Genomic DNA, 2,289 nt, shown 5'->3' with positions numbered 1-2,289 from the left:
CGGGCGGCGCCGGTGCTCGGCGACGGGGCGCGGCGCGGCGTGGGCAGCGCGTTCGGTGTCGTCCGGGACGCGGGGACGTACGTCCTGTTCACGAACGCGGCCGGGACGGCGGGCCTGACGACGCTGACCACTTACTGGGCGTGCTCCCCCACCGGGCCCTGGCACGGCCCGGCGAAGGGGTTCGCGCCGCCGCTGCCGCAGGGCGAGGTCGCCGCGTACAACCCGCAGCCGCACCCCGAACTGAGCGGCGGCGGACGTCTGGTGCTGAGCTACGACGTCAACTGGCTGGACGCGGCGCCCGCCGCCGCGCAGGACCGGCTCAACCGGAACGTGTCGCTGTACCGACCGCGGTTCGTGTCCCTGCGGCTGCGGTGAGCGCCTGCTCCTCCGGCTCGTCGGGGTCCTTCGCGCGGCGCTTGGCGATCACCGCGCAGACCATCAGCTGCATCTGGTGGAAGAGCATGAGCGGCAGCACGGCCAGCGAGGCGTGCGCGCCGAACAGGACGCTGGCCATGGGCAGTCCGGCGGCCAGCGACTTCTTCGAACCGGCGAACTGGATGGCGATCCGGTCGCCGCGGTGGAAGCCGAGGGCCTTGGCGCCGTACCAGGTGGCGGCCAGCATCACGGCGAGGACCGCGGCCTCGACCGCGATCAGGCCCGCCAGGCGCACGGCGCTCACCTGGTGCCAGATGCCCTGCACCATGCCCTCGCTGAACGCCGTGTAGACGACGAGCAGGATCGAGCCGCGGTCCACGTATCCGAGGATCTTCTTGTGCCGGGCGATGAAGCCGCCGACCCAGCGGCGCAGCAACTGCCCCGCGAGGAACGGCACGAGGAGCTGCAGCACGATCTTGACGAGCGAGTCCGCGGAGAAGCCGCCGCCGCTGTTGCCGAGCAGCGCCGCGGCGAGCAGGGGGGTCACGACGATGCCGGCGAGGGAGGAGAAGGAGCCCGCGCAGATCGCCGCCGGGACGTTGCCGCGCGCGATCGAGGTGAACGCGATCGACGACTGGATCGTGGACGGGACGAGCGTGAGGAAGAGCAGCCCCTCGTAGAGGTTCTGCGGCAGCAGGACCGGGACGAGGCCGCGGGCGGCCAGGCCGAGCAGCGGGAACACGACGAACGTGGCCGCGAGGACCGTGACGTGCAGCCGCCAGTGCCGTACGCCGTCCATCGCCTCACGGGTCGAGAGTCTGGCCCCGTAGAGGAAGAAGAGGAAGGCGACCGCCGCGGTCGAGGCGTCGGAGGCGACGTCGGCGGCGGCTCCGCGGGCCGGCAGGAGTGCGGCGAGGCCGACGGTGCCGATCAACGCCAGGATGTACGGGTCGATCGGCATCCAGCTCGGCCAGGTCAGGCGTTTCATTGGTTCCTTGCTCTCGGTTCAGGTCGTGCCCTCTTCATGGTCCTCCCCTTGGTCTTGATCGGGAATCCTGCATACCGTTCTGACTGTGATCGTGATACGTGATGAGCGGCGGTAGGGTCGGGGCATGTACGACCCCGGGCAGCTGAGGACGTTCCTCGCCGTCGCGCAGACGCTGAGCTTCACGCAGGCCGCGCGGCGGCTCGGCCTGCGGCAGTCGACGGTCAGCCAGCACGTGCGCCGCCTGGAGGACGCGACGGGGCGCACGCTCTTCACCCGGGACACGCACTCCGTGGAGCTGACGGAGGACGGGGAGGCGATGCTCGGCTTCGCGCGGCGGATCCTGGCCGTGCACGAGCAGGCGGCCGCCTTCTTCACCGGGACCCGGCTGCGCGGGCGCCTGCGGTTCGGGGCGTCCGAGGACTTCGTGCTGACCCGGCTCACCGAGATCCTGGAGTCGTTCCGGCACGAACATCCCGAGGTGGACCTGGAGTTGACGGTCGAGCTGTCGGGGACGCTGCACGAGCAGCTGGACGCCGGGAAGCTCGACCTCGTCCTCGCCAAGCGCCGGCCGGAGGATCCGCGCGGGGAGTCGGTGTGGCACGACCGGCTGGTGTGGATCGGCGCGGAGCGGCTGCGGATCGATCCCGAGCGGCCGGTGCCGCTGATCGTCTACCCGCCGCCGGGGATCTCGCGGGCGCTGGCCCTGGAGGCGCTGGAGCGGCACGGGCGGGACTGGCGCATCGCCTGCACGAGCGGATCGCTGAACGGGCTGATCGCGGCGGCCCGCGCCGGTCTCGGCGTGATGGCGCACGCGCGCGGGCTCATCCCGCCGGGTCTCGTCCGGGTCCCCGACCGGGTGGGGATGCCGGAGCTCGGGGAGGTCGACTTCGTGCTGCTGCACGGCGCCGCGGGGCGGGAGCGGGGCG

The 2,289-nt window shown here is 72.3% G+C and carries 2 protein-coding genes and 1 pseudogene; 2 read left to right on the top strand and 1 reads right to left on the bottom strand.

All coding sequences use genetic code 11. From position 1 onward, the window contains the following. Positions 1-375: pseudogene (locus G3I40_RS04915) on the top strand (hypothetical protein); the annotation flags it as partial. On the opposite strand, the gene G3I40_RS04910 reads toward G3I40_RS04915, so the two are convergent. Then, on the bottom strand, positions 320-1,363 hold the full coding sequence (locus tag G3I40_RS04910) for a bile acid:sodium symporter family protein (RefSeq protein ID WP_203643474.1): 1,044 nt from the start codon (positions 1,361-1,363) through the stop codon (positions 320-322). The pseudogene G3I40_RS04915 and the gene G3I40_RS04910 sit on opposite strands and share 56 nt — an antisense overlap. Before the next feature lie 124 nt (positions 1,364-1,487). Here G3I40_RS04910 and G3I40_RS04905 point away from each other — a divergent pair. Beyond that, the coding region (locus tag G3I40_RS04905; protein ID WP_164300918.1) for a LysR substrate-binding domain-containing protein at positions 1,488-2,289 on the top strand (802 nt) is incomplete at its 3' end.

This window comes from Streptomyces sp. SID14478, assembly GCF_010548525.1.
Classification (GTDB): domain Bacteria; phylum Actinomycetota; class Actinomycetes; order Streptomycetales; family Streptomycetaceae; genus Streptomyces.
The sequence above is the reverse complement of the archived record's forward strand: the minus strand, read 5'-3'. Positions and strand labels throughout refer to the sequence as shown.

Bases quoted from the DNA above. Each gene is read 5' to 3' on its own strand.
- G3I40_RS04910 (WP_203643474.1), bottom strand. From the start codon at position 1,363: ATGAAACGCCTGACCTGGCCGAGCTGGATGCCGATCGACCCGTACATC.